This is a genomic window from Microbacterium imperiale (genome assembly GCF_017876655.1).
GTDB classification, from domain to species: domain Bacteria; phylum Actinomycetota; class Actinomycetes; order Actinomycetales; family Microbacteriaceae; genus Microbacterium; species Microbacterium imperiale.
In genome coordinates this window covers 2,910,388-2,934,858 of the sequence record NZ_JAGIOK010000001.1, presented here as the reverse complement: position 1 = coordinate 2,934,858, position 24,471 = coordinate 2,910,388, and the positions used below count along the sequence as shown (strand labels likewise).

General features: G+C 70.0%; 20 protein-coding genes and 1 tRNA gene. 8 read left to right on the top strand and 13 right to left on the bottom strand.

Annotation, left to right across the window (positions count from 1 at the left end):
- Positions 1–5: 5 nt before the first annotated feature.
- Together JOF37_RS14125 and JOF37_RS14120 are read right to left on the bottom strand one after the other, a co-directional pair.
- A complete protein-coding gene (locus tag JOF37_RS14125; RefSeq protein ID WP_210007833.1) occupies positions 6–890 on the bottom strand; it encodes a type II secretion system F family protein in 885 nt (294 codons plus the stop codon).
- Positions 891–895: 5 nt separating this feature from the next.
- Entirely contained in the window at positions 896–1,942 is a 1,047-nt protein-coding gene (locus JOF37_RS14120) for a TadA family conjugal transfer-associated ATPase (protein ID WP_245338177.1), read from the bottom strand.
- A gap of 336 nt (positions 1,943–2,278) precedes the next feature.
- Here JOF37_RS14120 and JOF37_RS14115 point away from each other — a divergent pair, with 336 nt between their 5' ends.
- Entirely contained in the window at positions 2,279–2,470 is a 192-nt protein-coding gene (locus tag JOF37_RS14115) for a hypothetical protein (RefSeq protein ID WP_210007397.1), read from the top strand.
- Positions 2,471–2,674: 204 nt separating this feature from the next.
- Here JOF37_RS14115 and JOF37_RS14110 read toward each other — a convergent pair whose 3' ends face one another.
- Positions 2,675–3,979 carry a chymotrypsin family serine protease gene (locus JOF37_RS14110; RefSeq protein ID WP_210007396.1) on the bottom strand — a complete coding sequence of 435 codons (1,305 nt, stop codon included), beginning with the start codon at positions 3,977–3,979 and terminating at the stop codon, positions 2,675–2,677.
- A 1,110-nt stretch (positions 3,980–5,089) separates the two neighbouring features.
- On the opposite strand from JOF37_RS14110, the gene acs reads away from it, so the two are divergent.
- Positions 5,090–7,054, top strand: coding sequence for an acetate--CoA ligase (gene acs / locus JOF37_RS14105; RefSeq protein ID WP_210007395.1), 1,965 nt, complete (start codon positions 5,090–5,092; stop codon positions 7,052–7,054).
- A 6-nt stretch (positions 7,055–7,060) separates the two neighbouring features.
- Here the strand turns inward: acs and JOF37_RS14100 are convergent, their stop codons facing one another.
- The 3 genes from JOF37_RS14100 to sp36 all read right to left on the bottom strand — a co-directional run bounded on the left by JOF37_RS14100 (position 7,061) and on the right by sp36 (position 9,574).
- Positions 7,061–8,800, bottom strand: coding sequence for a Na+/H+ antiporter (locus JOF37_RS14100; protein WP_210007394.1), 1,740 nt, complete (start codon positions 8,798–8,800; stop codon positions 7,061–7,063).
- Between the two features lie 88 nt (positions 8,801–8,888).
- Entirely contained in the window at positions 8,889–9,356 is a 468-nt protein-coding gene (locus JOF37_RS14095) for a RidA family protein (protein WP_210007393.1), read from the bottom strand.
- A complete protein-coding gene (gene sp36, locus JOF37_RS14090) occupies positions 9,353–9,574 on the bottom strand; it encodes a Sp36 family protein (RefSeq protein WP_210007392.1) in 222 nt (73 codons plus the stop codon). Before sp36 ends, JOF37_RS14095 begins: the two co-directional genes overlap by 4 nt.
- Positions 9,575–9,675: 101 nt before the next feature.
- Here sp36 and JOF37_RS14085 point away from each other — a divergent pair, with 101 nt between their 5' ends.
- From JOF37_RS14085 to JOF37_RS14070, 4 genes are all read left to right on the top strand, one after another.
- Positions 9,676–12,210, top strand: a complete 2,535-nt coding sequence (locus JOF37_RS14085) for a transglycosylase domain-containing protein (protein ID WP_210007391.1) — start codon at positions 9,676–9,678, stop codon at positions 12,208–12,210.
- Entirely contained in the window at positions 12,210–13,139 is a 930-nt protein-coding gene (locus tag JOF37_RS14080; protein WP_210007390.1) for a metallophosphoesterase, read from the top strand. Before JOF37_RS14085 ends, JOF37_RS14080 begins: the two co-directional genes overlap by 1 nt.
- 48 nt (positions 13,140–13,187) lie before the next feature.
- Positions 13,188–13,261 (top strand) — tRNA-Pro (locus JOF37_RS14075).
- A 61-nt stretch (positions 13,262–13,322) separates the two neighbouring features.
- Positions 13,323–14,087 (top strand): HAD-IIB family hydrolase, encoded by a 765-nt coding sequence (locus JOF37_RS14070; RefSeq protein ID WP_210007389.1) that lies wholly within the window; start codon positions 13,323–13,325, stop codon positions 14,085–14,087.
- Between the two features lie 78 nt (positions 14,088–14,165).
- Here JOF37_RS14070 and JOF37_RS14065 read toward each other — a convergent pair whose 3' ends face one another.
- From JOF37_RS14065 to JOF37_RS14040, 6 genes are all read right to left on the bottom strand, one after another.
- Positions 14,166–15,452, bottom strand: a complete 1,287-nt coding sequence (locus JOF37_RS14065) for an alpha-hydroxy acid oxidase (protein ID WP_210007388.1) — start codon at positions 15,450–15,452, stop codon at positions 14,166–14,168.
- Positions 15,453–15,465: 13 nt separating this feature from the next.
- Entirely contained in the window at positions 15,466–16,185 is a 720-nt protein-coding gene (locus JOF37_RS14060) for a FadR/GntR family transcriptional regulator (protein WP_210007387.1), read from the bottom strand.
- Between the two features lie 86 nt (positions 16,186–16,271).
- Positions 16,272–16,886 (bottom strand): thymidine kinase, encoded by a 615-nt coding sequence (locus JOF37_RS14055; protein WP_210007386.1) that lies wholly within the window; start codon positions 16,884–16,886, stop codon positions 16,272–16,274.
- A gap of 5 nt (positions 16,887–16,891) precedes the next feature.
- Positions 16,892–18,322, bottom strand: coding sequence for a malate dehydrogenase (quinone) (gene mqo / locus JOF37_RS14050; RefSeq protein ID WP_245338798.1), 1,431 nt, complete (start codon positions 18,320–18,322; stop codon positions 16,892–16,894).
- 90 nt (positions 18,323–18,412) lie between these two features.
- Complete coding sequence (locus tag JOF37_RS14045; protein ID WP_210007384.1) at positions 18,413–19,471, bottom strand: aspartate-semialdehyde dehydrogenase; 1,059 nt, start codon at positions 19,469–19,471, stop codon at positions 18,413–18,415.
- A 94-nt stretch (positions 19,472–19,565) separates the two neighbouring features.
- Positions 19,566–20,282 (bottom strand): NRDE family protein, encoded by a 717-nt coding sequence (locus JOF37_RS14040; RefSeq protein ID WP_210007383.1) that lies wholly within the window; start codon positions 20,280–20,282, stop codon positions 19,566–19,568.
- A gap of 69 nt (positions 20,283–20,351) precedes the next feature.
- On the opposite strand from JOF37_RS14040, the gene coaBC reads away from it, so the two are divergent.
- Positions 20,352–21,557 carry a bifunctional phosphopantothenoylcysteine decarboxylase/phosphopantothenate--cysteine ligase CoaBC gene (gene coaBC / locus JOF37_RS14035; RefSeq protein ID WP_210007382.1) on the top strand — a complete coding sequence of 402 codons (1,206 nt, stop codon included), beginning with the start codon at positions 20,352–20,354 and terminating at the stop codon, positions 21,555–21,557.
- A 42-nt stretch (positions 21,558–21,599) separates the two neighbouring features.
- On the opposite strand, the gene JOF37_RS14030 is transcribed toward coaBC, so the two are convergent.
- Positions 21,600–22,886 carry an aspartate kinase gene (locus JOF37_RS14030; protein WP_210007381.1) on the bottom strand — a complete coding sequence of 429 codons (1,287 nt, stop codon included), beginning with the start codon at positions 22,884–22,886 and terminating at the stop codon, positions 21,600–21,602.
- A gap of 169 nt (positions 22,887–23,055) precedes the next feature.
- Between JOF37_RS14030 and JOF37_RS14025 the strand changes: the two genes are divergently transcribed.
- Positions 23,056–24,447 (top strand): threonine/serine exporter family protein, encoded by a 1,392-nt coding sequence (locus JOF37_RS14025; RefSeq protein WP_210007380.1) that lies wholly within the window; start codon positions 23,056–23,058, stop codon positions 24,445–24,447.
- The last annotated feature ends 24 nt before the right edge of the window (positions 24,448–24,471 follow it).

Sequence of the window (24,471 nt, the reverse complement as noted above, 5' to 3'; positions counted from 1 at the left end):
GGGCGTCACAGCGTCAGAGGGGTGCTCGCGAGCACGCTGAGCAGCATGGGGGCGACGCCGATGAGCAGGAAGGCCGGCAGTGTGCAGACACCGAGCGGCAGCAGCAGTCGCGACGAGAGGCGCGCCGCGCGCAGGCGCCCGTCGACACGGGCGCGATGCCGCTCGAGATCGGCGGTGGCGCGCAGCAGCTCGACGGCCGGCGCTCCGGCTGTGCGCGAGAGCTCGAGGACCTCGCGATCGGCCGCTGTGGGCTCGGTGTCGACCGATGCCAGCACCTGCTCGGCGCGCGCGATCGACACGCCGCCCGAGAGGGCGATGGCGAGCATCTCCGACGTCAGCCCCGCGACGGTCCCATCGGGTTGCGCCCGCGCCACGAGCCGCCGCGTCCAGACGTGCGCCGCAGCCATGAGGAAGGCGCCGGCGGCGAGGCAGACAGCACCGATCGGATGGGTCACGGTGGCGACGATGTCGAACCCGAGGACGAGCGCGAGGACGACCGCGACGAGGGGAAGCCAGCTGACCAGGCGGGCGGTGGCGGCCGGTTCGGCGAGCGCGACGCGGACGTCGTCGCGCGTCTGCTCGGCTTCGCTCAGGGCCGCCGCGATGCTCCGCAGCGTGCGTGCGAGCGGCGCGCCGACGACGGCGGCGACCTGCCAGGCCGCGGCGGCGTCGCGCCAGGCCCCGCCCGACGCGCCGATCGCGGCCACCAGGTCGTTGCCGGACGTCCGGCCGGCGCATACGACGACGGCCGCGGCGTCACCGGCGGCCGCTAGGTGCTGCCAGGCGAGGTCCGGTGCGACGCCGGCTTCGAGGAGGACCGCGAGGCGGCGCAGCGAGGGTGCGACCGACGATGCCGTCGCGGCAGCGGCATCCGTCGTCCGTCGGCGCAGCCGCCTCACCGCAGCTCCTGCACGTCGAGCCGGCCCCCGGTCAGGATGGGGCGAGCCATGCCGGTGACGCGTCGTGCTCCGTCGACGCGGCCGACGTGCACGATCGCTCCTATCGCGCTGACCACCTGCCGCGCGACCGCGTGGTCGTCGAGGCCGGCGAGCGAACCGAGCGCCTCGAGCCGCGCCGGCACGTCACCCAGACCGCTCGCATGTACCGTGCCCGCGCCGCCGTCGTGTCCGGTGTTGAGGGCGGTCAGCAGCTCGCGCACCTCTTCGCCGCGGCACTCCCCCACCACCAGACGGTCGGGACGCATGCGCAGCGCCTCGCGGACGAGCCGGGCCAGCGGCACCGCGCCCGCCCCCTCGAGGTTCGGCTGCCGTGCTTCGAGCCGCACGTGGTGGGGGTGGTCGAGTCGGAGCTCGGCGACATCCTCGATCGTCACGATGCGTTCGGTCGGCGCGACGCGGCCCAGCAGCGCCGCGAGGAGGGTCGTCTTGCCCGCCCCGGTCGCCCCGGTCACGAGGACGTTCGTGCGTGCCGTCACCAGCCCCTCGAGGCGCTTCGCTGTCGCGGCGTCGAACATCCCGCGGCGCCCGAGATCGTCGAGCGTCATCCGGTCGCCGGCGGGCAGTCGGATCGAAATGACCGCGCCCTCGCACGCGACCGGAGGCAGCACGGCGTGCACCCGGATGCCTCCCTCCCAGCGCACGTCGGCGCACGGCGTCGCGTCGTCGATGTGGCGGCCGCCGAGCGAGATCAGCGACACCGCCAGGGCGCGGGCCGTCGTCTCGTCCGCCCGCCACCCGGCGACGGGCTCGGCACCGCGACCCCGGTCGACGAACAGACCGCCCCGGCCGTTGACGAACACGTCGGTGACCTCGGGGTCGAGCAGATGCGGGCGCAGCGCATCGAGCGCGGGATGATCCGGCAGCCGCCTGCGCGCGGGAGCCCCGCCTGCTGCGGCATCCGTCACGGACGAACCGTCCAGCGCAGCGGTGGTGTGCGCGGGGGCACTGCCCTCTCGGGGAGCGACGACGAAGGGTTGCGACATACCTCGACGGTAGAAACCGGCCGGGATGCCGCGAGGCGGCATCCGTCGATCGGTGCAAGAACGGCTTCTGCCCGGCGCTGGGGAGGGTTCTGCGAACACCGCTCTGGGTCCACAGCGACGAGCTGCTGGCCGCGGCAGGACTGACCTGTGAAACGTAGATCGACGGCGAGTGCCGCCGCGCCTTCGTTGTTGTCACCCTCAAGGACGGGAAACCTGGGACGAGATCGACGAGCGCGTGTCCGCCTTCCTCACCCGAGAGCTACGAGACGTGTGACTGGACCCCCAACCGCTGACCGTCGACGGCGACCCAGGAGGCTGCAGCCGCTCATAGTCATCGTGGTGCGGCTGCGTGGCCATCGCATGCAGGTGGTGCGTTCGACTACTTCGGACAGCGCCGAGATGAGCCGGCGACGGCGTGCCGACGGCCGCGAAGTCGTCGAGGAGCTCGGCTTTCCCAACAGCTTCCGCACCCAGATCGAACTGCTCAAGCCTGCCGCCCGGCGGGTGGTGATTCCTCGGGCCGGGTGAGCCGCTCAAGCACTCGAGCATGGACGACATCGGCGCCACGGCCGACGCTGGAGTGGTTGCGGGATCATCCGCAGGTGAAGACTCCCGTCACCACCCCTCGGAAGAAGAAATAGTCCCGGCCGGAGTGAATCGGACCGGAGCGCTCCCTAGCTGGTGTGAAGCGCGCCCGGTCATATCGACCGGCTGGGGCCTCTCAGAAACCCATCAGGGGGTGTACGGGACGTAGTTCAAGCCGAAACCGTGGCTGAAGATCTCGGTGATCGGCGCGTACAGCACCGTGGACGAGCACTTCCGCCCCTTCGGGTCTGTGGAGCCCGGGTCGCCGGTACATGTCGCGGTGCCGTTGCGGATACCGCTGATCACGCCGGCAGCGTACGGTCCTTGAGGTGGAACCGGTTGATATACGGGCCCGCCGGAGTCTCCGTTGCCGGCGGCGGGGACTCCGCTGATCTGCTGCGTGACGACGATGTTTTCGTAACACACCGGGACGTCGAGGTAGCACACGCCCTGGCCCGTCCCGGTGATCGTGTTTCCACAGACCGTGCCACTTCTACTTCCGGAGTAGCAGACGTTCGTGCCTACCGTTGAGCTGACGGCGCCACGAATAGCAAACACTCCGCTCCCGGCGACTGTGTTGTCGCCGATAAAGATACCGGGCGCGAAGTCAGCGAGGCCCGCGCCTTTCCATGAGGTGATATCCCCGTAGTACGCACCACCGGGGTAAAGCCCGCCCTGGAACTGGCCGAACAGGTGACTAGTGCCCGTGCCGTAATACCACTGCTCGAAAGTGGACTGTCCGCAATGATGCGCGGACGCCATCGCGGGGGTGCTCGTGGTGATTTCCGTCACGCGAAAACCGCTCGAGCAGCTGAACCTCCCCTGGCTCATGTAGGCGCCTGAGAAGCGCTGCGGAGTCGGAGCGTGATTGCGAGTTACGGGCTCTGCAGGCGGCCCGTATTCGATGACGATGTCAGCGTCGACGTCGGGCAGTTGTACTGCGGACCTCGTGCGGATGTTTTCGTCGAGGATGACCGTGAAGGTCGATCCATCGGTTGAGGGAGCCACCGAGACGATCTGGTGTCCGGACTCCAGTGCGCCGTCGCTGCCGAGTAGGTCCCGGACGATCTGTGCCTTCTGTGCGGCGCTACGGGTGGCGTGACGAACCTCGATGCTCTCCGAGACGCCGAGCTCAGCAAGAATCGTCTCCACCCGATGAGCATCGGCCGTCGCATAGAGAGCGGCCTTCCCGGATTGCGGATCCCACACCGATCCTGCGGGTCCCAGTTCCGGATGTTCCACCTCGATCTGGAGGAGCGCTTGTGCGACGTCGACGGGAACAGTCGAGGACCCTGAGTACTCGGATGGCAGCGTGCTGCTGTCGTCGAAGGTGGCCTCGGTCGGGATGAGATACGGCGCGTCCGGCTGCGGGGCGGGGAGATCAGTCGTTGCTACTGCTGGAGCCGCCGCTCCCCCGATGAGTACCCCGACCGTCGCAAGTACCCACCCCATCCGCCAACGTCGACCATGACTCATCGCTCACCCTCGACATACACATCCGCGAGACTTTCTTGTTCCGTACTCCCGGACGAGGGTCAATACCGGTGCCGATGCGCCCTCGCCAGGCAGGGTCAGGCTAATGGACGGCGGGCAGCGAGCAATAGCATCCAAAGCTGCCAATTATGGCAGGAAAAGCGGATACCTATCCTCAGGGGTGAACGAAAGAGTGACGGTGACGGGGCGCTGGTCGATATCTCCGGGAAGCCGGAAGACGTGTGTCGTCGCTCCCATATCGGCGCTGCACGTGTCGTTTGGAGACTCCACGAAATCGACTCGTAGGTCGGCTGCCCCGACCACCTCAAGTGAGGTTGCGACGGGAGGGCAGGCGCTGCTTCCGATTGTCACGACGCCAAACTCGTCGTCGCTCAGCCATCCCACTGCTGGAGTGCCATTCAACAGGTCTAGCTCGGGGCCCGTCCACGTCTCGGGAACACCCCGGACCACACTTTCGGCAACGGACGCAGGCCCGGCAGATTCCGCAGCGCACCCGCTAACGACGGCGATGAGCATGAAGCAGGAAAATGCGCTGACAATACGGTGCCCCTTCATAACGCGCATGGTAGCAATTCAGGGTCGCCTCGCCAGATGCGTCGAACAGGGCAAGTGTTCAACGATCCTGATGCATTCCACCAGTCGTCCGCAGATCCTCCCCCCCGCGAGGCACCGCAGATCCACCGGACAGTGGGCCCGAACCGCTCACCCCTCGACCGTAGAAACCGGCCCGGGTACCGCGGGGCGGCATCCGTCGATCGGTGCAGGAACGGCACCTGCCCGGCGCTGGGGAGGGGTCTGCGAAGAAGAGGAGGACGGCACCCCACATTGGGGGATTGGGATGCCGTCCACGCGACGACCCGCCGCTTGGGGGGTAGGTCGGGGCGCCACGGGCGCGAGGAACTCGCAGCCGCTTTCAGCTTACGCCGCCGCACCGGCACCGGCCAATCACGGCGACACGGATTAGCCGATCCCGGCCACCCACTATCGGCGGTAGTCCCCCGGCGTCGCGTCGGTCTAGATTGACCGGACGCCGTACCGCGGCGCCATGGACCGCAAAGGAGCGTGCGCATGAGCAGCAAGATCGACCACCTGCTGAACGAGACCCGGCGATTCGCCCCCTCGCCCGACTTCGCCGCCGCCGCGATCGGCACCGCCGAGCTGTACCAGCGAGCCACGGCCGACCGCGAAGGATTCTGGGCCGATCAGGCTCGCGAGCTGCACTGGCACACTCCGTTCACACAGGTGCTCGACTGGTCGAATCCCCCGTTCGCGGAGTGGTTCGCCGACGGCGAGCTGAACGTCGCGTACAACTGCCTCGACCGTCACGTCGAGGCCGGCCTCGGCGACCGCGTGGCCCTGCTGTGGGAAGGCGAGCCCGGCGACGACCGGGCCGTGACGTACGCGGAGCTCACCGACGAGGTCAAGCGCCTCGCGAACGTGCTGACGGAGCTCGGTATCGAGCAGGGCGACCGGGTCGCCATCTACATGCCGATGATCCCCGAGGCCGTCGCCGCGATGCTCGCCGTCGCCCGCGTGGGCGCCGTCCACTCGGTCGTCTTCGGCGGCTTCTCGGCCGACAGCCTGCGCACCCGCATCGACGACGCCGGCGCGAAGCTGGTGATCACCGCCGACGGCGGCTACCGCAAGGGCAAGGTCTCTCCCCTCAAGCCTGCCGTGGACCAGGCCCTCGCCGATCGCGGCACCGGACCGCAGCTGACCGTCGAGCATGTGATCGTCGTGCGGCGCGGCGGCAACGACGTCGAGTGGACGGACGGCCGCGACCTCTGGTGGCACGACGTCGTGCCGGCGGCATCCCCCGATCACGAGGCCAGCGCCTTCCCCGCGGAGAACCCCTTGTTCATCCTGTACACGTCGGGGACGACCGGGAAGCCCAAGGGCATCCTGCACACCTCCGGCGGTTACCTGACCCAGGCGGCGTTCACGAACCGGGTCGTCCACGACCTGCATCCCGAGACCGACGTGTACTGGTGCACCGCGGACATCGGGTGGGTCACGGGCCACAGCTACGTCACGTACGGGCCGCTCGCCAACGGCGCGACGCAGGTGCTGTACGAGGGGACGCCCGACACCCCCCACTCGGGACGGTCGTGGGAGATCATCCAGAAGTACGGCGTGACGATCTACTACACCGCCCCCACCGCCATCCGGTCCTTCATGAAGATCGGCCGTCAGGTGCCGGCGGAGTACGACCTCTCCAGCATCCGACTGCTCGGATCGGTGGGCGAACCCATCAACCCCGAGGCGTGGATGTGGTACCGCAAGGTCATCGGCGGTAAGAACGCGCCCATCGTCGACACGTGGTGGCAGACCGAGACCGGCGCCATCATGATCTCCGCGCTGCCCGGCGTGACCGAGACCAAACCCGGCTCGGCGCAGGTCGCGCTGCCGGGCATCTCGATCGACGTCGTCGACGAGAACGGCGAGCGCGTCGGCGAAGGCAACGGCGGGCTGCTCGTCATCACCGAGCCGTGGCCGAGCATGCTGCGCGGCATCTGGGGAGACCCCGACCGGTTCGTCGAGACCTATTGGGAGAAGTTCCGGGACCGCGGCTACTACTTCGCCGGCGACGGCGCCCGGCTCGACGACGACGGCGACATCTGGCTCCTCGGCCGCGTCGACGACGTCATGAACGTGTCGGGCCACCGCCTGTCGACGACGGAGATCGAATCCGCCCTCGTCGCTCACGAGGCGACCGCCGAGGCCGCGGTCGTCGGCGCGTCGGACGAGACGACCGGCCAGGCGGTGGTGGCGTTCGTCATCATCAAGCAGAGCTACCTCGACGCCCACGAGCCCGACGGCCTCGCGACCTCGCTGCGCCAGTGGGTCGGCGAGCAGATCGGCCCGATCGCCCGCCCGCGCGACGTCTACATCGTCGGCGAGCTGCCCAAGACGCGGTCGGGCAAGATCATGCGGCGTCTACTGCGGGATGTCGCCGAGGGCCGCGAGGTCGGTGACACCACCACGCTCGCCGACACCGCCGTGATGTCGGTGATCAGCGCGCAGCTGAAGTAGGGGCGGTCAGTCGTCGGTCCGCTCGAGGCCGCGGGCGCGGATCTCGTCGAGGTCGAGGCTGGCCAGGATGCGGCGGGCCACGAGGTCGTCGATCGTGCCCTCTCGGCGCAGACGCAGCAGCACCTCGCGCTTGCGGTCGAGGACGGCCAGATGCAGGCGCGTGGCCTCGCGGTGCCGGATCAGCGGTGAGCGCTGGGTGAGGTCGATGTCATCGCTGACGGCGATCATCTCGAGCTGCGGAGCAGCGCGGCGGCCGTCGCCGTCGATCGCGTCGGGCGGCACCGGGCCCACGCGCGCGGCGTCGTCATCGTCGCCGATGGCATCGTCGGCGTCCGAGCGCTCGCTCTCCTCGGCGGCGCGCAGGCGGGCGACCGCCCGGGCGTTGGCGAGCTCGAGACGCTCGTAGCCCTCGCGGCGCGCGCGGTCGCGGACGGCGTCGCTGATGCCGTGCTCGACGGCCAGATCGTCGAGGGCGGCGAGCGCGGCGCCCGAGATCGCCCGCTGAGCGAGCTCGAACTCGGCCACGGCAGCGTCGTCGGACGGGAGCTTCGCCCACCGGATGACCGCGGGCAGCAGGGGTCCCTGCACGAGGAGCGTCAGCATGATGACGCCGGCCGTGACGAAGACGATGGCGTCGCGCCCCGCGACCGGTTCGCCCCCGGGCATGGTGATCGGGACGGAGAGCGCAATAGCGAGCGACACCGCGCCGCGGAACCCCGCGAACGTGCTCACGACCCGTGACCGATGCCGCAGCGAGCGCGTCGAGCCGGCGGCCGGTCGCGAGAAGGGTGAGAACAGCCACTGGAACACGTAGCGCACGACGAAGAGGGCGAACCAGGCGGCGAGGGTGACCAGCAGCAGGGTGCCGATCTCGGAGGGCGAGATCTCGTGGATCACGAGCTGAACTTCGAGGCCGATGAGCACGAACAGGGCGCCGTTGAGGAGGTACACACCGAAGGGCCAGGTGGCGTCGGCGGCGCGCCGCGACGTCGCCGTCGTGATGCGCGGCGACACCCAGGCGATGATGAGGCCGGCGAAGACGACCGCCAGGACCCCCGACGCTTCGATGAGCTCGGCGACCAGGAACGACACGAACGGGACGAGCAGCAGCGTGAGGTTGATCGTGAGCGTCGACCGCATCCGGCGCAGGACGACGAAGGCCGCGGCCGCGACGGCGACGCCGGCAGCCGCTCCGCCGAGGTACGACAGCGCCACCATTCCGGTGATCGACAGCGGCGTGACCTGGTCGCCCAGCAGCAGCGAGACCGCGATGGCGTAGAGCACGAGCGCCGTGCCGTCGTTGGTGAGGCTCTCGGCCTTGAGCTTCATGAAGGTGCGCTCGGGCAGCAGGCGACCGAGCGCGGCCACGGCGGTGGCATCCGGCGGGGCCACGGCCGCACCCATCACGAGCGCAGCCTCCCACGGCACACCGAGAGCGGAGGCGACGCCGGCCACGGCGAACGCCGACGCGACGACCAGCAGCGTGCTCATGGGCACGATGTACCGCAGCGAGCGGCGCACGGACCGCAGCGATGTCGTCCACGCCTCGCGGAACAGCATCACGGGAAGGAACAGCAGCAGCATCGTCTCGGGCGGCAGCTCGATCTCGCGCAGCTCGGGCACGAAGCCCAGCAGCAGGCCGATCGCCAGCAGCACGAGCGGTGTCGCGACGCGCAGCCGAGGGGCGAGCACCGTGCCCACCAGCAACGCGATCCCGAGCAGAACCGTCACTTCGAGTCCCTGCATACCTACCGCCTCCGTCGTGGACCTGAGCACAGCGTAGAGATCGCCGCGCCCTGGCGGGAACGGCGGGCGTCGGGGTCAGCCGACAGGGTCAGCGCAGGGCGAAGACGACCTCGACCTCGACGGGCGAGTCCAGCGGCAGGACGGGCACGCCGACGGCGGACCGGGCGTGACGCCCGGCGTCGCCGAACACCTCGCCGAGCAGCTCGCTCGCCCCGTTGATGACGCCGGGCTGCCCGGTGAACTCCGGGACGGATGCCACGAACCCGGTGACCTTGACGACACGCACGAGCTTGTCGAGCCCCCCGGCGGCGTCGGCGGCCGCCGCGATCGCATTGAGCGCGCAGCGCCGAGCGAACTGCGCGGCATCCACGGCCGGGACGAGCCCCTCGCCGTCACCGACCTTGCCGGTCGCGGGCAGAGCGCCGTCCACCATCGGGAGCTGACCCGAGGTGTAGACGAGATCGCCGTGCACGGTCGCCGGGATGTACGCGGCGACGGGCGGGACGACCGGCGGCAGCTCGATGCCGAGCTCGCGCAGACGCGCGGCGACGCTCACGCGCCCGTTCCTTCGAACTGCTGCGCCGCCTGCTGCGCCGCACCGAGGCCGGCGTTGGCCGCCCCGCCGCCGGCCGGGCGCTTGAAGTAGGCCACGAGACCGCCCTCGGGTCCGGGCACCACCTGCACGAGCTCCCACCCCTGCTTGCCCCAGTTGTTGAGGATCGCGGCGGTGTTGTGGATCAGCAGGGGCGTGGTGAGGTACTCCCACGTCGTCATCGGGGCTCCGATCTGTGGCAGGGGTGCGAACACGGCGAAACGAGCGCGCACAACGGCTCGACCTGAGGCGGACGCCCAGGTATCTCGCTTACGATCACCCTATGCCTCACAAGAAACGCACGGCCACCGGTGTGCTCGGCGGTCTCGCCGGCCTGGTCGGCCTCAGTGCCGTGGCCGGGGTGCTCGTCACGGCGACCGTGACCCCCGCCATCGCCGTGTCGGGTTACGCAGCCTCCAGCGCGATCGACGTCTTCGACAACATGCCGAGCTACCTCGAGGTCGACGAGCTCATGCTCCCGACCGAGTTCTACCGCAAGGACAGCGACGGCAACGACGTCCTCATGACGCAGTTCTACGACCAGAACCGCATCCCCGTCGCCTGGGAGCAGGTCGCGCCGGTCATGTACGACGCGATCATCTCGAGCGAAGACAAGAACTACTACACGCACGGCGGTGTCGACCTGGTCGGTACCGCCAGCGCCGTGTTCGGCAACCTGCGCGGTGGCGACACCCGCGGTGGCTCGTCGATCACCCAGCAATACGTCAAGAACGTCCTGCAGCAGGCCTGCGAGAAGGAGGCCAAGTCGCAGGAGGAGGTCGACGCCTGCTTCCGCTCGACGACGGTCGCCAGCGGTACCGACGGCATCGAGCGCAAGCTGCAGGAGATGCGCTACGCCATCCAGCTCGAGAAGCGCTACCCGAAGAACGAGATCCTTCTCGGGTACCTGAACATCGCGCACTTCGGCGGCACGGTGTACGGCATCGGCGCAGCGGCGCAGTACTACTTCAGCACCGACGCGGCCAACCTCACCATCGGTCAGGCGGCCGCGATCGCGGGCATGGTCCAGGAGCCCAACTCCTACCGTCTCGACCGTCCCGAGAGCGAGACCAACGGTGCCGCGAACGGGTACGCCCTGACGAAGGAACGTCAGACCTACGTGCTCAACCGCATGTTCTCGGACGGCAAGATCACGCAGGAAGAGCGGGATGCCGCGATCGCCGAGCCCATCACGCCGGCCATCCAGCAGCGCCCCCAGGGCTGCCAGCTGGCCAGCGGCGCGGAGTTCTTCTGCGAGTACGTCCGAAACATCGTCCTGTCCGACCCGGCATTCGGCGAAACGCTCGAGGACCGTCAGCAGAACCTCCGCCGCGGTGGCATGAAGGTCTACACGACGCTCGACCCCGACCTGCAGAACGCCGCGCTCGACGCGATGTCGGTCGTCCCGGCCACCCACAGCGGGATGAACCTCGGCTCCTCCGCCGTCCAGGTCGAGGTGGGCACCGGTCGCGTCCTGTCGATGGTGCAGAACCGCCCCTTCGCTCCCACCGGTGACGAGTCCGGCAGCGTGACCCCGGTCAACTACAACGTTCGCAACAACGACGGCGGCGGCGGTCACTCCGCGGGCTCGACCTACAAGGTGTTCAGCCTCATCAACTGGCTCGAGCAGGGTCACTCCGTCAACGAGGTGCTCAACGGCCGCGTGGGCACCAAGCGCGTGCTGACCACGTGCGACGGCGGCACGCAGAATGTGCGGGCCGACAACAGCCGCGACGGCATCGGCAACTTCCAGAACAGCAACGGCTACTCCGGCACGGTTCGCAAGTTCACCGAGGACTCGCTGAACTCGGGCTTCTTCGCCATGGCTGAGCGCATCTCGGTCTGCTCGACGAACCAGGTCGCGATGAAGATGGGCGTCATGCGCTCGGACGGCTCTCCGCTCGACGACGGAAACCAGCCCTACAACGTCCTGGGCGACGCGGCGGTCGCACCGATCGACATGGCTCAGGCGTACGCCGCGATCGCCGGTGGCGGCACGCTCTGCCCGAGCAAGGTGATCGACCGCGCCATCACCTCCGACGGCACCGACATCACGCCGCAGCTGCAGTGCTCGCAGGCGATCTCGACGAATGTCGCCGCCACGGCCGCGTACACGCTGCAGGGCGTCATGAACGCGACCGGTCAGGGCTCGCGCACCAACGACGGCACCCCGATCTTCGGTAAGACCGGTATTCACGAGTACGAGCACACCTGGATGGACGGCGCGAGCTCGAAGGTCGCGACCGTCGTCTGGGTCGGCAACGTCATGGGCCACGCCAAGCTCAACGAGTACCGCGCCAACGGCTGGCGACTCGACCAGATCCGTAACGCCGTGTGGCCGGTCATGCAGCGAGCGGCCAACGCCAAGTACGGCGGCGACCCGTTCCCCGCGCCCGACTCGAACCTGACGAAGAACATCCTGACCGATCTTCCGAACGTCGTCGGGCAGTCCGTCGAAGAGGCTGAGCGCGCACTGCAGGCCGCGGGCTTCAGCGTCAACGTGGCGTCGCCGGCCGACTCGACCGAGCCCGCGGGCCGGATCATCGCGCAGGACCCGGGCGCCGGCCGGGCCCCGGGCGGCACGACGGTCACCATCACGCCGAGCAACGGCGAGGGGGCGACGGTCCCGCCTGTGACGGGCAACCCGCAGGAGGCCGAGCGCCAACTGCGCGCCGCCGGGTTCACGAGCGTGACCACGGCCTGCACGCAGCAGGAGGATGCCGCTCAGCCGACCGTCACCGGAACGGATCCCGCCGCCGGCACCAGTGTCGGCCGCAGCAGCCAGATCACGATCCAGTACGCGGCGAAGGACTGCTGATGGCGCGCGTCCGCCGGACGCTGACCACGATCGCCACCGCCGGCGCCCTGAGCGCCGGCGGTGCGGTCGTCTGGGGCGTCGGCATCGAGCGGTACCTGTTCACCGCGCGCCGGCACGAGCTGCGTGTCCTCCCGCCCGGCAGCGCGAGTGTCACGGTGCTGCATCTGTCCGACGCCCACATGGCGCCGTGGCAGCACCGCAAGCAGCGATGGATCGCCGACCTCGCCGAAGACACCCAGCCCGACCTCGTCATCAACACGGGTGACAACCTCGGGCATAGGCGCGGGCTCGACGGCATCCGTTCGGCCTTCGCTCCCCTGCGCGGGGTGCCGGGATTCTTCGTGCACGGTTCGAACGACGTGTTCGAGCCGAGCGGGCGCAACCCGCTGCGCTACTTCACCGGACCGTCGCGTCACGCCAAGGCCGCCGCGAAGCTCGACACGCCCGCCATGGACGCGTTCTTCGCCGACGACCTCGGCTGGTCGGACCTCGACAACGCGGCGGCCACCGTCCGCGTGGGAGCGCTGCGCATCGACGGTGTCGGCGTCGACGACGCCCACCGCGACTGGGACGACCTCGACGCCCTTCCCGCGGCCCTCGCGGGGCTCGGTAAGCCCGACGACGCGCACCTCACGGTCGGCGTGACCCACGCCCCGTACCGGCGCGTCCTCGACCGCTTTGTCGACCTCGGGGCCGATGTGATCTTCGGCGGCCACACGCACGGCGGTCAGGTCCGCGTCCCGTTCTCGTCGCGGGCGCTCGTCGCCAACTGCGACATCCCCCTCGACCAGGCGCGCGGCCTGAGCACCTGGGGAACGGATGCTGTGCCCCTGAACGTCAGCGCAGGCCTCGGGCACTCCATCTACGCGCCCATCCGCTTCGGATGCCGCCCGGAGGCGTCCGTGCTGACCCTGCGAGCTCGCGCATGAGCCGATTCGTCATCTGAGCCGGATCGGGGTAAGCTTGGAGGGTTGCCACGGGGTGTGGCGCAGCTTGGTAGCGCGCGTCGTTCGGGACGACGAGGCCGCAGGTTCAAATCCTGTCACCCCGACAGCGAGGAGGCTCCGCCGGAAGGCGGAGCCTCTGTCATGCCACCGGAGAACGGAGCACGGATGCCCACCCCTCGCCTGGTCGCCTTCGACCTCGACGACACCCTCGCCCCCTCCAAGAGTGCGATCGACCCGCGCATCGGCCGTCAGCTGCTCGATCTCGCCGAGCGCGTCGAGGTCGCCATCATCTCGGGCGGTCAGCTCGCGCAGTTCACGGCGCAGGTCGTCGACCGCCTGCCCGAGACGGACGCCGAGGTGCTCTCGCACTTCCACCTGCTGCCCACGTGCGGGACGCAGTACTACCGCCTCTCCCCCGCGGGCATCGAGACGATCTACGCCCGCGCCCTGACCGACGACCAGAAGCAGCGCGCCCTCGCCGCCGTCGAGGGCGAGGCACGCCGCCTGGGCCTCTGGGAGAGCGAGACGTGGGGGCCGATCCTCGAGGACCGCGGCTCGCAGATCACGTTCTCGGCGCTCGGGCAGCAGGCTCCCGTCGACGCGAAGGTGGCGTGGGACCCGACCGGCGAGAAGAAGAACACCCTCCGCGAAGCCGTGCAGGCCCTCCTCCCCGACCTCGAGGTCCGATCGGGCGGCTCCACGTCGGTCGACATCACCGAGCGCGGCATCGACAAGGCCTACGGCATGAACCGGCTCGTCGAGCAGACCGGCATCCCGCTCGACGACATGCTCTTCGTCGGCGACCGTCTCGACGAGAACGGCAACGACTACCCCGTGCTGGCGATGGGCGTCACGTGCCAGGCCGTCGACGGCTGGGAGGACACCGCGGAGTTCCTCGACACCCTGCTGCCGACGCTGCCTCGCCGCTGAGGCGCCACACGACCACCGGGCCGCGGGGCCGACAGCCGTTTCGCTGCCGGCCCCGGGGCCCGGTTCTGTGCGCGGGGGTCAGTCCTTCGCGGCTGCGACAGCGCGTGCGCCGGCGGAGCGACGCGCGGAGGGCTGCGCGATCGGCACGAGACGCTGCAGCTGCGTGACATGGCGCGGCTCGAGCTCCTCGAGGCTCGAGACCCCCAGCAGCTGCATCGTGCGCTCGATCTCGCTGCGCAGGATCGCGATCGTGCGGTCGACGCCCTGTCGTCCACCCGCCATCAGACCGTAGAGGTACGCCCGCCCGATGAGCGTGAACTTGGCGCCGAGGGCAACCGAGGCGACGATGTCGGCGCCGTTCATGATGCCGGTGTCGACCATGATCGTCGCGTCCTTGCCGACCTCGCGGACGACCTGGGGCAGCAGGTGGAAGGGCACGGGGGCGCGATCGAGCTGACGGCCGCCGTGGTTCGAGAGCACGATGCCGTCGACGCCGAGGTCGATCAGACGCTTCGAGTCCTCGACGTTCTGCACGCCCTTGATGACGATCTTGCCGGGCCACATGCTGCGGATGACCTCGAGGTCGTCGTAGCTGATCGTCGGGTCCATCGCTGCGTTGAGCAGTTCGCCCACCGTGCCGCCGGTCGTCGTCAGTGACGCGAATTCGAGCTTGGGAGTCGTCAGGAAGTCGATCCACCACCAGGGGCGCGGGATCGCGTTGACGATCGTTCCGACGGTCAGTGCCGGCGGGATCGAGAAGCCGTTGCGCTTGTCACGCAGCCGCGCACCCGCGACGGGGGTGTCGACCGTGAACATCAGGGTGTCGAAGCCCGCTTCGGCCGCGCGCTTGACGAGACCGTACGAGATCTCGCGGTCGCGCATGACGTAGAGCTGGAACCAGTTGCGGCCGTGGGGATTCGCGGCCCGCACTCCCTCGATCGAGGTCGTGCCGAGGGTCGAGAGCGTGAACGGGATGCCGGCCGCGCCCGCGGCCGACGCCCCGGCGCTCTCCCCCTCCGTCTGCATCAGACGGGTGAACCCCGTCGGCGCGATACCGAACGGCAGCGCCGAGCGCCCCCCGAGGATCTCCGTCGACATGTCGACCGACTCGGCCGGACGCAGGATGTCGGGGTGGAACTCGATGTCCTCGAAGGCATGCCGGGCTCGCGCCAATGACAGCTCGCCCTCGGCCGCACCGTCGGTGTAGTCGAACGCCGCCTTCGGGGTGCGGCGCTTCGCGATCGTGCGCAGGTCGCCGATGGTTAGCGCCGCGTTGAGGCGGCGACGGCGGCCGTTGAGGTCGGGCGCCTTGAACTGCATCAGCTCGAGCAGTTCGGGGATCTTCGGTAGCTGGCGGGTGACCATGGTCCTCCTCGGGTCAGGCGGTTTCGGGGCGAACGGGGTTCGCCGAGGCGTAGTAGCCGGTGATGTGGTCGTGGACGGCGGTGCGGGCGTCGTCGGCGCGTCCTTCTTCGATGGCGGCGACGATCGCGCCGTGCTCGCCCCGCAGGCGATCGACCGCGCTCTCCCAGTCCGGGATGCGCGAGGCGCCCTGGAGCACGTAGTCCTCGATCGACGAGCGCAGGCCGGCCATCATGGCGGCCACGACCTCGTTGCCCGAGGCCTCGGCCAGCGCGACATGGAACTGCGCGTCGAGCGCGAGGAAGTCGGCCGGACTCAGGCTCGCGGCGTCCATCGCGCGCAGTGCCTCGCGGGCCGCGCCGAGGTCGACCTCGTCGGATGCGGCGAGGCGACCGGCGACCCAGTCCTCGAGCAGGAGACGGGTGCTGACGACGTCCGAGATGGCGAAGCCCTGCGCCGCCACCTGCAGCTTGAGCAGTGCCTGCATGCCGCCGCTGGGTCGCGCGACGACGATCGCTCCCGCGCTCGGACCGGAACCGGTCGCGGTGCGGATGAGTCCCATGACCTCGAGCACGCGCAGCGCCTCGCGGACGCTGGAGCGTCCGACGCCGAGCTGCGCGACGAGGTCACGCTCCGACGGCAGGCGGTCTCCGGGGCCGAGTTTGCCGGCGAGAAGGTCGGATTCGATCTTCTCCAGTACGACGCGCCAGGCGCGCGCCGGGGTTTCGTCCGCCATGACGCCCCTCTCCTTCGTGGCCGGACCACCCTACATCTTGTGGTCTGACCGCGCAAAGCGATAGCAGGGGGACGGCGTGAAACGTCTCAGGTGAGTCGGCCGCCCGACTCGCGCAGATAGCACTCGGCACACATGGACTCGTACGTGACACGGTCGGCCGCGAGTTCGTCGATGGCGACCTGATCGCCCTCGAAGACGAACCGACCGCCCACGAGCCGCGCATTGAAGAGGGCTTTGCGCCCGCACCGGCAGATCGTCTTGAGCTCTTCGAGGCTGTGCGCGAGCTCCATCAGACGTGCCGATCCCGGGAAGGCGCGCGTCTGGAAATCGGTGCGGATGCCGTAGGCCAGCACCGGCACGTTCTCGTCCACGACGGTGCGCAGCAGATCGTCTACCTGCGGTGAGGTGAGGAACTGCGCCTCGTCGATGAGCAGGCATGCGACGTCGGAGCCGGTGTCCGCCTGAACGCGTGCACGGTGCTCGGCGAGCACGGCGCGGAGGTCGTCGTCGGCGCCGATGAGGAAGTCGACGTCGCGCTCGACGCCGAGCCGGCTGGCGATCTGCGCGGCACCCTTCGTGTCGATCTCAGGCTTGGCGAGCAGCACGTGCTGACCGCGCTCCTCGTAGTTGTACGCCGCCTGGAGCAGAGCCGTCGACTTACCGGAGTTCATCGCTCCGTAACGGAAGTAGAGCTTGGCCATACCCGTCAGGGGGTGATCGACAGTGCCGCGGCGGTCTTCTCGACCGAGGCGCGGGCGGCCTCGCCCCGCGGGTTCAGCGGCTGCTCGTAGCTCGGGATGAGCTCGCGCAGCTCGCCCTCCCACGCCGGCATCCGATCGGGGAAGCACGTCTTGAGCAGCCCGAGCATGATGGATGCCGCCGTCGACGCGCCCGGCGATGCGCCGAGCAGACCCGCGATGGAGCCGTCGGCCGAGGTCACGACCTCGGTGCCGAACTGCAGCACGCCGCCCTTCTTCGGGTCCTTCTTCATCACCTGCGCGCGCTGACCGGCCTGGATGAGCTCCCAGTCCTCGTCGCGCGCGGTCGGCATGAACACCCGCAGCGCGTCGACCTTCTTGCTGTGGTTCTTCATCAGCTCGCCCACCAGGTACGAGATGAGGCTCGGGTTGTCGACGGCGACCTTCAGCATCGGCAGGAGGTTGTGCGGACGCACCTGGGCGACGATGTCGGTGATCCGGCCCTTCTTGAGGAACTTCGGGCTGAACGTGGCGAAGGGGCCGAACAGCAGCGAGGCCTCGCCGTCGACGACGCGCGTGTCGAGGTGAGGCACCGACATCGGCGGGGCGCCGACCGAGGCCTGGGAGTAGACCTTCGCCTTGTGCTGCGCGACGACCTCGGGGTTGGTGGTCTTGAGGAACTGTCCGCCGATCGGGAAGACGCCGTAGCCCTTGATCTCGGGGATGCCGGACTTCTGCAGCAGCTTCAGCGCCCAGCCGCCGGCCCCGACGAACACGAACCGCGCGTCCGTGTGACCCGGGGTGCCGCCGAGGCGGTTGCGCCACAGCACGCGCCACGACCCGTCCTTCTGGCGCTTCAGCGTGCGCACCTCCCGGTCGGTGATGACCTCGACGCCCTGGTCCCGCAGGTGCGAGAAGAGCTGCCGCGTGAGTGCGCCGAAGTCGACGTCGGTCCCCGCCGGCACGCGCGTCGCGGCGAAGGGCTCGCCCTTGCGTCGCTGCTGCATGAGCAGCGGCGCCCACTGGTTGATGACGCGGGAGTCCTCGGAGTACTCGATGCCGGCGAACAGCGGCTGGTCCTTGAGGGCCTCGTAGCGCTTCTTGAGGTAGGCGACATCCTTCTCGCCGCGCACGAAGGTCATGTGCGGGGTGGCGTTGATGAACGTCGACGGCTCGTCGAGGATGCCGCGGTCGATGAGCGACGACCACAGCTGGCGGCTCTGCTGGAACTGCTCGTTGATCGTGATCGCCTTGCCGGGGTCGACCGAGCCATCGGGCCCCTCGGGCATGTAGTTGAGCTCGCACAGCGCCGCGTGGCCGGTGCCGGCATTGTTCCAGGCGTTGGAGCTCTCCTGGGCCACATCCGAGAGGCGCTCGTGCACCTCGATCTTCCAATCGGGCTGGAGCTGCTTCAGCAGCGTTCCCAGGGTGGCACTCATGATGCCACCGCCGATCAGGACGACGTCGACCTTTTCACTCACGATGCACCAGTCTATCCCCGCCGGCGGCGCCGGAATCCGGCCCGGCGATCAGAGGCGTTCGGCGACGATCTCGGCGATCTGCACCGCGTTGAGCGCGGCACCCTTGCGCAGGTTGTCGTTGCTGATGAACAGCACGAGGCCCTTGCCCTCGGGAGCGGACTGGTCGGCGCGGATGCGGCCGACGTAGCTCGGGTCGTTGCCGGCCGCCTGCAGCGGCGTCGGCACCTCTTCGAGAACGACGCCGGGCGCCGTGGCCAGGATCTCGCGGGCGCGATCGGGCGTGATGTCGCGCGCGAACTCCGCGTGGATCGACAGCGAGTGTCCGGTGAACACCGGCACGCGCACGCACGTGCCCGCGACGCGCAGGTCGGGCAGCTCGAGGATCTTGCGGCTCTCGTTGCGCAGCTTCTTCTCTTCGTCGGTCTCGTTGTCGCCGTCGTCGACGAGGTTGCCGGCGAAGGGGATGACGTCGAACGCGATCGGCGCGACGTACTTCTCGGGCTGCGGGAAGTCCACGGCTGATCCGTCGTGGACGAGGTCGAGCGTGCGCCCCTGCGCGAGGACGCCCTCGACCTGCCCCAGCAGTTCCTCGGCGCCGGCGAGGCCCGAGCCCGAGACCGCCTGGTAGGTCGAGACGATGAGGCGCTCGAGCCCGGCCTCGCTGTCGAGGACCTTCAGGACCGGCATCGCGGCCATCGTGGTGCAGTTCGGGTTCGCGATGATGCCCTTAGGCGGGTTGAGCGTCGCGTGCGGGTTGACCTCGCTGACGACGAGGGGCACGTCGGGGTCCATGCGCCACGCGCTGGAGTTGTCGATGACGACGGCGCCGGCCTCGGCGAAGCGCGGGGCGTGCGCGCGCGAGCCCGTCGCGCCGGCCGAGAACAGGGCGATGTCGATGCCCGCCGGGTCGGCCGTCGCGATGTCCTCGACGATCACGTCGTGCCCGGCGAAGTCGATGGAGGTGCCGGCCGAGCGCGCGGTCGCGAACAGGCGCAGCTCGCGGATCGGGAAGTCCCGCTCGACGAGGATCTCGCGCATCACCTTTCCGACCTGGCCGGTGGCGCCGACGACGGCGACGGAGAGTCCGGAATCGGAGATGCGGGTCATAGCTGTTCCTTGCGTGGAGCGGGATCGGGATTCCGCGATTCTACCGGCGGCCCGACGCGGCTTCGGTTCGCGTGACGGCCGATGACCGCCGGATTCACGCCATCTCGGGGCGGTTCCACTCCCCCGGCACGGCGAGCGCGCCGTAGGCCAGGTCGACGCCGTCCGGCCCGATGCTCGCGGTGCACACGAGCAGCGACAGCGTCGGGATGCCGTACGGCCGATTGTCGCGGATGATCGCGGCGTCGTCCGCGGCGGGGGTCGCCGTGGTGTCCTGCAGGACGTCGAGCCACGGGGTGACGCTTCCGCTGCGCTCGAGCTCGGGCGCCGCCGCGGCGAACGCGCCGAGCCACCGGCTGATGCGGGCCGTGCGCGGATCGTCGACGTCGTCGTGGGCGATCATGTGCGTGCCCGGCTCGAGCTCGACCGTGCGCAGTGTCGCGGCATCCCACATCGTCACGCGCACCCCGTCGGGTCCGACGTCGACGAGGTTGAAGCCGTGGGTCGGCGGTGCACCCGTGGGGCGATCGCCGGCCACGGCGTCGAGGACGATGCCGCCGCGGGATGCCGCGGGCGCATCGTCCGGAAGCAGGTCGGCGCGGTTGAGGATGACAGCGAGGCGCCGCTCCTCGTCGTCGGCGGCGAGCCATGCGCCGCCCGCGCGGCGGTCGCGCACTCCGACGACGCCGGGGTGCGTCTCGGGCCACCATGGGCCGACGGGGTCCCAGGCGCGCGCCGGGTCCTCGTCGCGCACGGCGAGCAGCCGCACCGGCCGGGTGCTGTCGGCGGGAACCTGGATGACGACGGTGCACATGACGGTTCTCGCTCTCGGCGTCCCGACCGCGCCCTCCGCGCTCTCCCCGCGGCGTGGGAGGATCGGGACATGTTCATCCTAGTCGGGGTCACGGGAGGCATCGCCGCCTACAAGAGCGTCCATCTGGTGCGGCTGCTCGTGCAGCAGGGGCACGACGTTCACGTCATTCCGACGGACGACTCGCTGCGGTTCATCGGCCTGACGACGTGGGAGGCGATCAGCCGCAACCCCGTCACGACCTCGGTGCACGACGACGTCGCGCGGGTGCGGCACGTGACCCTCGGGCAGAGCGCGGACCTCGTCATCGTCGCCCCGGCCACCGCGAACACCCTCGCCGCGATGGCCGCGGGCCTCGCCTCGGACCTGCTCGGCACGACCCTGCTGGCGACGACAGCGCCGGTCGTCGTCGCTCCGGCGATGCACACCGAGATGTGGCGGCACCCCGCCACCACCGACAACGTCGCGACCCTCCGCGAGCGCGGGGTTCTGGTCGTCGGCCCGGCCGACGGCCCGCTGACGGGCGGCGACAGCGGGCCCGGGCGCATGTCGGAGCCCGACGACATCGTCGCGGCCGCTCTCGCGGCGGTCTCGGGCGGGCCGCTGAGCGGACTCCGCGTCGCCGTCTCGACGGGCGGCACCCGCGAACCGCTCGACCCGGTGCGTTTCCTCGGTAACCGTTCGAGCGGACGACAGGGCGCCGAGCTCGCCCTCGACGCAGCCCGGCGCGGCGCGACCGTCACGCTCGTGGCGGCATCCGTCGATGCCGGTGTGCTGGACGCGGTCGCCGCACACCCGCGGGCGACGATCGAGAACGTCGAGACCGCGGCGCAGCTCGGCGAGGCGATGGGTAGGGCCGCCGCGTCCGCCGACGTCGTCGTCATGGTCGCCGCCGTCGCCGACTATCGCGCGGCATCCGTCTCGGAGCGCAAGCTGCGCAAGGAGGACGGCCCCCTCGAGAGCATCGCGCTCGTACCGAACGACGACATCCTCGCGGGGCTGGCCGCGGCCCGTCGACCGGGTCAGACCGTCGTCGGGTTCGCGGCCGAGACCGCCGACGATGACCTGCTCGAGCGCGCCCGCCGCAAGCGCGAGCGCAAAGGCGTCGACCTGCTCGTCGTCAACGAGGTGGGCTGGGACACCGGTTTCGGCGCGGGCGGCAACACCGTCGCCGTGATCGGCGCGGAAGGCGCGGTCGTCGCCGAAGCGACCGGCTCCAAGGCCGCCGTCGCGGGGGCGGTGTGGGACGCGATCGCCGCCGCCCGCGGCATCCGCTGACCCGACGCTGATCGGCGGGGGCCCGTTGCGGGCCCGCGAGTGTCAGCGACCGGTGCCGGCGTACACGACGGCTTCGGTGTCGCCGTCGAGCCCGTAGGCGGTGTGCACGACGCGAGCCGCCTCGGCGAGCTCATCGCCGCGGACGACCACCGAGATGCGGATCTCGGACGTCGAGATCATCTCGATGTTGACGCCGGCGGTCGACAGAGCCTCGAAGAGCGTCGCCGAGACGCCGGAGTGGGTGCGCATGCCCGCGCCGACGACGGAGAGCTTTCCGATCTGGTCGTCGTGCACGAGGCTCTCGAACCCGACCTCGGCCTGCTCGCCCGCCAGCGCGCGCAGGGCGAGCGTGGCGTCGGTCTTCGGCAGGGTGAAGGAGATGTCGGTGCGACCGGTCGTGGCCGCCGAGACGTTCTGCACGATCATGTCGACGTTGGCGCCGGACTTGGCGACGATCTTGAAGATCTCGGCCGCCTTGCCGGGCACGTCGGGCACCCCGATGACGGTGATCTTGGCCTGGCTGAGGTCGGTGGCGACGCCCGCGACGATCGGCTCTTCCATCTCTTCTTCCTTTCGACCTGCGGGCAGCGTCATGCCCGGTCCCAGCACGAACGTGCCGGTGCCGGAGCTGAACGTCGACCGGGCGTTGATCATGACGCCGTGACGGCGGGCGTACTCCACCGCACGGATGTAGAGCACCTTCGCGCCGTTGGCGGCGAGCTCGAGCATCTCCTCGGCCGAGACGACGCCGAGCTTGCGTGCCTTGGGCACGACGCGGGGGTCGGCGGTGTAGATGCCGTCGACGTCGCTGTAGATCTCGCAGACGTCGGCCGAGAGGGCCGCCGCGAGCGCGACGGCGGTGGTGTCGGAGCCGCCGCGACCGAGGGTCGTGATGTCACGGGTGTCGCGGTTGAAGCCCTGGAAGCCCGCCACGATGACGATCGCACCCTCGTCGAGGGCCTCGCGCAGGCGCACCGGCGTGACGTCGACGATGCGGGCGGCGCCGTGGGTGGCGTCGGTGATCATGCCGGCCTGGCTGCCGGTGAACGACCGCGCCTCGAAGCCCATCGAGTGGATCGCCATCGCCAGCAGCGCCATCGAGATGCGCTCGCCCGAGCTCAGCAGCATGTCCAGCTCTCGCGGAGCCGGGATGGGGGCGACCTCGTTGGCGAGGTCGAGCAGCTCGTCGGTCGTGTCACCCATGGCGCTCACGGCGACGACGACGTCGTGGCCGGCGCGACGGGTGTCGACGATGCGCTTGGCGACCCGCTTGATGCTCTCCGCGTCGGCGACGGACGACCCGCCGTACTTCTGCACGATCAATGCCATGTGGGTACTCCCGGATGCCGGAACCGGCGCGATTGCCTCGGGGCGCCGGATGCCGCGCCCTACCGCTTCATCTTACGGAGCGTCCCATGCGGCGCTCGCCATGTGACGCTGGTCAGGCGACGGGAAGCGCCGCGCTCGGCGCCGCACCGGCCGAATTAGGCTGGACACCATGGGACGTCCCCGGCTCTTCGCGTCGCTGAACGCACTTGTCCGCACCTCCGACGCGATGGCCGGCCCCGCGACCGAGCTGCTGCCCGTGATCGACGACGCCTTCGCGGTGCGGGTACTCGATCTGGCGATCCGCATCGGCGAGACGATGCTCGTCGCCGGGTCACCCGCCAGCGAGGTCACGCTCACGATCGTCCGGGTCGCGGGGGTCTACGGACTCGATCCCGTGCACGTCGACGTCACGTACAACTCCATCACGGTGGCCCACCACCGCAGCGGCGAGGATCGCCCCATCACCCTCATGCGCGTCGTGCGCAGCGCCGCACCCGACCATGCCCGCCTGCAGCGGCTGCAGGCCCTCGTGGCCGAGATCCGCTCGGGACTTCCCCTGGATGCCGCCGCGCTGCGCTTCCGCGGCATCCGGCGCACGCCCTTCCGCTATCACCAGCCCGTCGTGGTCGCATCGCAGGCCCTGCTCGCGGTCGGTGTCGCGCTGATGTTCGGCGGCAACTGGCTCGTCATCCTGCTGTCGTTCCTCGCGGCGGGCGCCGCCGCTTTCACCCAGTTCCTGCTCGGACGCGCGCGCGTGCCGTTCTTCTTCAGCCAGATCGCCGGCGCCTTCGTGCTCACGATCGTCGCCGCCGCCTCGCCGTTGCTGCGGGCCACCGGGTGGGAGGCAGCGATGAGCATGCGGCCCTCCGTCATCGTCGCGTCGGGGATCGTCCTCATGCTCGCGGGTCTGACGGTCGTCGGCGCCGCGCAGGATGCCATCGACGGCTTCGCACTGACTGCGATGGGACGCATCCTCGAGCTCGTCACGCAGACCCTCGGGGTCGTCCTCGGCATCCTCGCGGGCATCGAGACGGCGCGCGTCATCGGGGTGGGCCTCGAGGCCCCCACCGCGGCGCTCCCCCTCGGCGGCATCCCGTTGCAGTTCTTCGGAGCCGGCCTCATCGCCCTCGCCGTCGCGATCTTCAACGGCGCGGGGCTGCGCATCATCGTCGTCAGCGTCGCGCTCAGCGTCGTCGCCTGGGCCGGCTACGTCGCTGCGGCGTCCGTGGGCTTCGAGACGGCGGCGGCGAGCGGCGTGGGCGCGTTCGTGGCGAGCCTCGCGGGGATCGTCGCGGCGTACCGTCTGCACGTGCCGTCCGTCGCGATCACCACGGCCGCGATCCTGCCCATGGTGCCCGGAGCGGCGGTGTTCCGCGGCCTGCTCGGCGTGGTCGAGTCCGGCGACAGCCCCGCCACCCTGCTGACCGGGTTCAGCACGCTCGCGGATGCCGCCACCATCGGCATCGCGCTGGCGGTGGGCGCGTCGCTCGGCATCTACCTCGGACAGCCGCTGCGCGCCTCGCTCGGTTCGGTCATCCGCTCGCGCGCCCGCGTGCGCTGACGCCGTCGCCGTCGACGTCGCCGC